2 protein-coding genes and 1 pseudogene are annotated in these 8,270 nt (G+C 55.5%); all 3 read left to right on the top strand.

All coding sequences use genetic code 11. The annotated features are described in order from the left end of the window. Window positions 1–78, top strand: a pseudogene (locus tag BLV85_RS14900) (IS5/IS1182 family transposase); the annotation flags it as partial. A 337-nt stretch (window positions 79–415) separates the two neighbouring features. Continuing rightward, window positions 416–1,153, top strand: coding sequence for a DUF2238 domain-containing protein (locus tag BLV85_RS09305; protein WP_218132803.1), 738 nt, complete (start codon window positions 416–418; stop codon window positions 1,151–1,153). A 249-nt stretch (window positions 1,154–1,402) separates the two neighbouring features. Beyond that, entirely contained in the window at window positions 1,403–7,822 is a 6,420-nt protein-coding gene (locus BLV85_RS09295; protein WP_090414545.1) for a DUF4347 domain-containing protein, read from the top strand. Window positions 7,823–8,270 lie beyond the last annotated feature (448 nt).

Raw genomic sequence — 8,270 nt, 5'->3', positions numbered from 1 at the left:
ACACGATACGACAAACTGAAGCGAAATTATGAAAGTATGGTAGCCATGGCGTGTGGGTATCTGTGGTTACCTATGTGAAATGTCAACAGACCCTAGCAAAATGAATTTCGCAAAAACTTTTATATCGTGCAGGATTGGTGGCGCTGCATGATCGATCATAGCTATTTTGACCGCATTCTGAATCTTTGGTAGATTGGTCGCGGTGCGGAAACATTCGCTTGTTTTCCATATTTCTGACATCACAATTTCGAGAAGCGCCTTGCATTGCCATCCGGCGAAAATCTGTTGTGCGGTCAATACGACCCACTCTTCCAGGTGCTATGGGCACTGATCATGACAATCCGGCAAGCTTGTCCCACACCCATCGATCTGACGTTGGACAGCATCAGCCTATCACCCATCCATACCGGTTTTCATGCCCAGCAATCAACCTGGTGAACCCCCATATTATGAGATTTTCAGGTTGAACGGCAGGGCGGAGCGTATTCACCGCTATTTGGTGATTTTTCTGCATGTCATCATGGCGGTGGAGCTGGTGTTCGTCATCAATGACGGCCATTGGATGCATGCATTCCTATTGCTTGCCATCAGCAGCATTACTCTGATGCCGGTCGTGCTGGGGCGCAGATTCCAGATTTACATCCCGGCCGAATTCCAGATTCTGGCGATTCTGTTCGTTTTTGCCGCCTTGTTCCTGGGCGAAATCCATCGCTATTACGACCGCCTGTGGTGGTGGGATATCGCGCTGCATGCGAGCGCCGGCCTGCTTCTGGGCATTTTTGGCTTTCTGTTGGTGTACGTGCTCAACGAAAACGAGCGCGCCGAGCTGTCGATGCGCCCGCGTTTCATCGCGTTCTTTGCCTTTCTGTTTTCTGTTGCCGTGAGCACCCTGTGGGAAATTTTCGAGTTTGCAATGGACCAGATTCTCGGTACCAACATGCAAAAGCCGATGCTGGGCGATGATTCCGGATTGACCGACACCATGTGGGATCTGATCGTCAATGTGATCGGCGCGCTCATCATCAGCCTGCTCGGCTGGTGGTACCTGGTGCGGGGCAAGCGTTCCTTTATCGAAGTCTGGATAGCCAAATTCATCGACCGCAATCCACGCCTTTTCAGCCGTTACGACAAGCATCCTCAGGATGGAGACTGATCCCTCCGGCTATGCGCTTCCCCTTGGAATAAAGCGGAGAAAACTGTTTATTTCGGGATTATGAACCCGGAAAAGTGCGGTGTATTCTTGACCCGGATTGTCCGGACATCGCTTGCAAGAACGGTGTCTGCGGAAAAACGGCCTACCGATTCATCAATTGATCGCAAGACATGTCGTTATGACAATCAGAAAGTTGCACGCCGCTTGCCCGTTTTCAACCGCTTTGCACAATCATCAGGGGAATTTTGAATGGCTCGAATAAAATCCGCTCGCGCTGCATCAGCCGGCCGATCACCCGCACAAGCAGCCACAACGGCTATTTCATCAAGCATGCATTTCCCTGAAAAGCACAAGAACTCTTTCTGCCCGGACATGGCAAGCTTGCCTGGCGTCAAGCCCGCCCATGCAGCCGGCTGCAAGGAAATCGTTTTTATCGACCAGGGCGTCGAAGACTATTCCCATCTGGTTGCAGCGGCCAGGGCAGGCGTCATGGTGCATGTCATCGACAGCAGCCGGGACGGCGTGCGCCAAATTAGTGCCACTCTCAAGCAGCAATCGGGACTCAGTGCCGTGCACATCGTTTCACATGGCAGCGCGGGCTGCCTGGCACTCGGAAACAGCCTGCTCGCAGTCGAAACACTTGCGCGTTATCGGGGCGACCTGTTCGCCTGGCAGCAGGCGCTGAATGAGCATGCCGAAATCTTGCTGTATGGCTGTCACGTCGGCCAGGGGACGCTGGGTGAATATTTCGTCGGGCAGCTCGCGGATATGACTGGTGCGAAAATAGCTGCATCCAGCCATTTAACTGGAAATGTTGAACAGGGGGGGAATTGGATACTGGATGTCACTGAGGGCGACGTGTCCGCCAGATTTGTGTTTTGTAAAGAAAAACTCAAATATTTCAACTCGCTTCTCAATACAAACACCTTGGATTTTACAAATGATACAGTTTCCGATTATGTAACCGCCGTTCATCCAACTGATAACTTTGGAACGATACATTTCAAAGTCGTGCGTGACTCTGACTCGACAGGAACAGTAAGAACATCCCTGAATCTAGCTGAAACAGGTTCAATCAATGATACGTATGATGATTTTTATTACCCGGGGACTGATGGCACTTATTTGGTTATATATACCGATGGGCGCGAAGTTAGCTTCCAGTCGGTCAAATTTGGCAGTATTGGGGCGTCTATTTATACAAGCCTGACGGTTTATGCCTATAAAGATGATGTCTTGTTAGGTAGCGAAACATTCTCTCCTTCAGGCGCCACTTTTCCAAATGATGAAACTGTCGAGATAGTAACATTCACTAGTCCAATTTTCAGAAACGCTGATGAAATTCGTTTGATTGGTGCCAATAATTTTGGTAACGATGTTGGGCAGTTACTGATTGATGATTTGGTTATTGCCAATGCGATCTTACCCAATGATCCTCCTTCCCTGACCATCAATGACACCACCCTCGCCTATGCCGAGAATAATGCTGCTACCCAGATCGACGCCAGCGCAACACTCAACGATCCGGACGGCGACGCGGACTGGAATGGCGGAACGCTCACCATCCAGATCACCGGCAACGCTGAAGCGGCAGACCACCTCAGTATCGTCGGTAACGTGGGTGGGATCCACGCCGACGGTACTGCGCTAAAAGATGGTACAACGGTAATTGGCACCTTGAGCGCGGAAGGGGGCACGGTTAACGACGATACAGTGCTGACCATCACCTTCAACGTCAACGCAACCAATGTGCGGGTGCAGCAGGTCGTCCAGGCCATTCATTACCATAATGATTCCAACGATCCCGGCATCGGGGACCGCACCATTACTTTCACGGCAACCGACCGGCATGGCGGCACAGCGTCGGATACACGCACCGTGGCGATCACTGCCATCAACGATGCGCCGATATTGACGGCAACTCCCGCTGCGCCGACCTTTACCGAAGGCGGCGCAGCGGTATCGCTGTTTTCCGGAACGGCAATCGATGCCGTGGAAGCGGGTGACCAGATTGTTGAACTGGTCCTGACTGTCATCCAGGTGACCGATGGCATGCATGAAGTGTTAACCATCGATGGGTCCGATGTCAGCCTGACGGATGGCAATTCAGTCGCAGCCACAGCCACCCATGCGATGACGGTCGGAGTGGCTGTGACAGGGACTACGGCTACGGTCACCATCAGTAAGGCGGGCGGCATCGCCCCCGCCGAGGCGCAAACCCTCGTCGATGCGATCGCCTACAGCAATACCAGCCAGAATCCAACGGCAGCCGAGCGCGTCATCACCCTGACCTCGATTCAGGATAGCGGCGGCACCGCCGATGGCGGGGTGGATACCACCGTGCTGGCCATTGCTTCCACCGTGACCGTCGTGCCAGTCAACGATCCGCCTGAGATTGGCAATCTGGATGGCGATGCGGTCGGTTTCAGTGTGGGCGGCGCGGCGGTTGCGCTGGATAAGGATGCCGATGTGACGCTGACGGACGTCGACACGAGCGTATTCGCTGGCAGTAACGTGACGGCAGCGATAACCGCCAATGGCCAGTCTGCTGAGGACGAGCTGCTGGTCGGCGATGTCGGGCCCATTTCCCTGTCAGGCTTGAATGTCGAGCATACCGATGGCGTCACCATCGGCACCGTGACAGGTGGAACCGCTGGAGAGAGCCTGGTGGTGACGCTGAATGCCCATGCAACCGTGGCACGGGTGGAGGATTTGCTGAAAGCCTTGCAATATGTCAACACCAATCCGGACACGGTCAATACTGACCCACGCACCGTGAGCGTGACAGTCGATGACGGCGAGGATGAACATTCCACTTCGCTCGCTCAGTTGATTACGGTTACCCTGGTCCGGGCGCCCATCATCGATCTGGATAGCGATGGCAGTACTTTCACTGAAAAGGGTGGGGCCGTTGCCCTGGTGGGTGAAGATGCGACGATTACCGATGATGGCAGTTTCAAGTCACTCACCGTCACGCTTACTAATCGCCCGGATGGCGTAGCCGAAAGCCTGAGTTCCACCTACGGTACCGGTGCTCTGACAGTCAATGGCGAGGACGTCACCATTGCTGCCTATGACAATGCCACCGGTGTGCTGCATATCAGCGTGACTGGTGGCCCGGTTTCCGAGGAAACCATGCAGCTACTGATCAAATCGATCCGTTATGACAATGCCAGCAACGATCCCGATACGACCGCGCGCAGCATTACCTTTAGCGCTACGGACAACGATGATCATGTCGGGCCCCCCGTCACTGCTACCCTCAACATGGTGCCGGTCAACGATCCGCCGGCGCTGACGGCTATCGGTGAGAATCCCGCCTTTTCCCAGGGAGGAGCGGCTGTCAGCCTGTTCAGTGGCGCTGCCGCCAGCACGGTCGAAAGCGGTCAATCGCTGAAACAGCTGATCATCACTGTCACGAATGTGACCGATGGCGACGGTGCAAATGAGTGGCTGTCGGTTGACGGGCAGGAGATCGCCCTGTCCGGTGGCAATTCGGGTACGACTGATGCCACTGGCATTACATATAATGTGACTTGGGCGGCGAATACCGCAACGCTGACTTTGACTAAAGCGGGCATGAACACAGCGGCCGTGCAGGCGCTTGTCGAGGGACTCGGCTACCGCAACACCAGCACGCCGCCCAGCGATAGCACCCGGGTCGTGACCCTCACCCATCTGAAAGACGATGGCGGCACCGCGGATGGCGGAGAAGATACGGCAGTGCTTTCGATCGCGTCGACCGTCAGCGTGACGCCTTATCCGACTCTCAGCAGCGCAACCTATGATGCGGCAGCCGGCGAGCTGATCGTAACCGGTGCCCATATCCAGGCCAACGGCAGTGGGGCCGATATCGATGTTTCCAAGCTGACCGTTACGGGCGAAGGCGGGGAGACCTATACCCTGATGGATTCTGCCAATGTCAACCGTACTTCAGACACGCAGTTCACCGTCACATTGAGCATGGCCGACCGGGCTGCACTCAATCAGATCATCAATAAAAACGGCGCGGCTTCCACCACCAGCACAGTCTACAATCTGGCCGCGGCCGATGACTGGAATACGACCGTGATGGATGGCGATACCGCTGACATGACCGGAAACGGGATAACCGTCAGCAACGTGCCTGTACCCGCGATCACTTCCGCAACCTACGATGCGAGTACCGGCATATTGGTCGTGACCGGCACCGGCTTTGTGAAGCGTGCGGGCGCTGATAACGATATCGATGTTTCCAAACTGTCTTTCACCGGGGAAGGCGGCGAGAGCTACACGCTCACCAGTGGCAATGTCGACATTACATCGGGTACCGCCTTCACGGTTACGCTGAATGCCGCAGATAGAGTGGCCGTTAACCTGTTTCTCAACAAGAATGGCACGGTTTCGACGGGCGGCACATCCTATAACCTGGCTGCGGCCGAAGACTGGGCGGCTGGCGCCGATGCGGCGGTGGCGGTCGCTGACTTGGCCGGAAACGGAATAACCGTCAGCAACGTGGCCGTACCGGCCATCACAGCTGCCACCTATGACGCCAGGACCGGCGTGCTGGTGGTGACCGGCACCGATTTTCTGAAACTGGATGGCGCTGCCAACGATATCGACGTTTCCAAGCTTAGCATTACGGGTCAGGGGGGCGCGACACATACCCTGACTGACACGGCGAATGTGGAAATTACTTCAGGCACGTCTTTCAGCGTGACATTGAGCGCAACCGACAAGGCTGCCGTCAATCAGATCATCAACCGCACAGGCGCCACCGCAGTTGACGATACCTTGTATAACCTCGCAGCTGAGGCGGGCTGGGCGGCTGGTGCAGCAGTCAGTGTAGCTGACATGACTGGAAACAACATCACGGCCACTCTGCCGCCACCGTCTTCTGGTGCTGGCGGCAGGACCGCGCCGCCAGCCGTGCCCACAACTGCCACGGTCGATGGAATGCCGGTGACGATAATTAAGCAATCCGATGGTGCCGTCCTCCTGACCGTGCCGGTGGTGGGGGGCAATTGGGAAAACGACCCGGCCACTTCATCCCATGAGCATGCCGATATTCCGGTCATTACCGATGCGCAAGGCAAGCCGGTATTGACTGTCGGTTTGCCGATCGGTGTGGGTTTGCGCACAGCAGGTCAGTCACAGGCACAGGACACATCCAGCGCCGCTGAAGATTTGGCTGCACGTATTCAAAACAAGATTACGCCGGGAAGCGCTTCGGGCCAAGCCATGATGGCGCATGCCCGGCAATTTATCGATACCCTGGAATTGGGCAGTTCGGCGCATGTTCATACCCTCGAACTGATAGCGGATGCGTCACAGCGCGCTGAGGTGCCGATCATGATCACGGGTTCAGCCGATCTTGCCAGCGGCAAGCAGCTGTTGGTGATCGATGGCAGCAATCTGCCGCCCGGTACCGTCTTGCGGCTGGACGATATCGCTTTCGCGGCTGTGAGCGGGCCGGTCCACCTGATGGGGGGTAAAGGGGGAAATTTCGTCACGGCCGATGGCCAGGACCAGGTCATTATCCTGGGTGCGGATGATGACATCCTGTTTGGAGGCGATGGCAACGATATCGTGGGCAGCCTCGGCGGCGACGATTTTGTATCCGGCGGTGCCGGGGATGATGTCGTGTTTGGCGGGACCGGCAATGATATTTTGCTCGGTGGGCCCGGTAATGACCGGCTCAATGGTGGGTTCGGATTCGATATGGCTCTCCAGGAGGGCGTGCTTGCTGATTACGAAGTAACCATCCGCGGTCATGAAGCGATTCTCACGCATCGCAATGGAGAGATCGATTCGCTGATCGATGTCGAGCTGGTACGCTTTGACATCGGCCCCAGCCTGGCCATCGCCTATTCTGCCGCCGAGGCGGCGGCCCATCATCTGGTTAAAACCTGGCTGGAACGGGACTTGACATCCACCGAGGGTAATGCGCTACAGAATTGGCGCGATGCCGAAGTGGACGAGATTGTGGCCGCTTTCCTGAACTTGCCGGAGGCAGCAGGCTTGCGGGAGAAAAACAGCGACGAGTTGCTGGCTGGCCTGACCAGTAATCCGTACGTCATCCAGCTCAATGTGGTGCGGGAATATATCGGTAGCGATGGCAATGATCAAGGCTATCTCCCGTTGGGGCTCGCGATGCATGTCGATGGCGGTGCCGGGCATGATGTCCTGCGCATGGCAGGCGGGCGCGATGCCGTGCATCTCGAACTTGTCGGCGATGTCGTGGAGCTGACGCGCTTGAGTGATGGTGCCATGCTCGGTCTCAAAAATGCCGAAGCAATCGCGTTCGATAGCGGCGAAACAGTCCTGTTCGCGCATAACACGACAGAAGGCATTCTGGGCCGCTTGTTTCACAGTTTTTTCAACCGTGACGCCACTTCCGCAGAATGGCAACTGGGGCGGGAAGCGCTTGCCGCTCAAGTTGACCCGGACATGATCCTTGATTGGTTTCAGGAAAGAGCGGAATTGGCAGCGCTCACGAATGCGGATTATATCCAGATACTCTACTGGCAGACATACGGGCGCCAGGCGACCGGCAGCGAGCTGCAGGCGCAATTGCTCCGGCTGGAAAATGAGACGATCGACCGCTCATGGCTGGCAGTCGAAATTGCCGCCAGCAATGAAGCGATCGATCTGGTGGGTAATGTGATGTTGACCGAAGGATGGATTTAGCACTACCCGGGGATGGTCGTTTCGGGCCGATTTATTGCAATAGGCGCTTGTTTCCGTAAAACAAACGAAAAGACCCCCTTATCAACCACTATTGCCGCTTTTGGCAGTCAGTCGATCAGGCACAATAGCTGAAATGCTGAATGGATAATCCGGATTGCGGATATCCTGCGGCATGCTTTCTTTACTAATTATTCAGCGTATCACCCGGTTTCGCGTTCCGGACGGGAAACGGTGGCAAGTGTAAGGCATCTCAAATCATTCTGCCTGCCGGTTGGCGCACGCCATGCTCAGAATTCTGTGTCCTGCAGTCCCTGTTCGATTCGGATGGGTTGCCAGAATTCAAGTGGCTGCTTTCGACGCTGAATGGCTAGGAGGCTGTCCGAGAATAGACTGATCTACTGCGGACGAGCCTGGTTGGCCGGATTTTTCGATCCTTTTCGTTGAATAG

It is taken from the genome of Nitrosomonas halophila, assembly GCF_900107165.1.
Lineage (GTDB): Bacteria > Pseudomonadota > Gammaproteobacteria > Burkholderiales > Nitrosomonadaceae > Nitrosomonas > Nitrosomonas halophila.
Note: the sequence above shows the minus strand (reverse complement) of the source record. Positions and strands in the feature narration are given on the sequence as shown.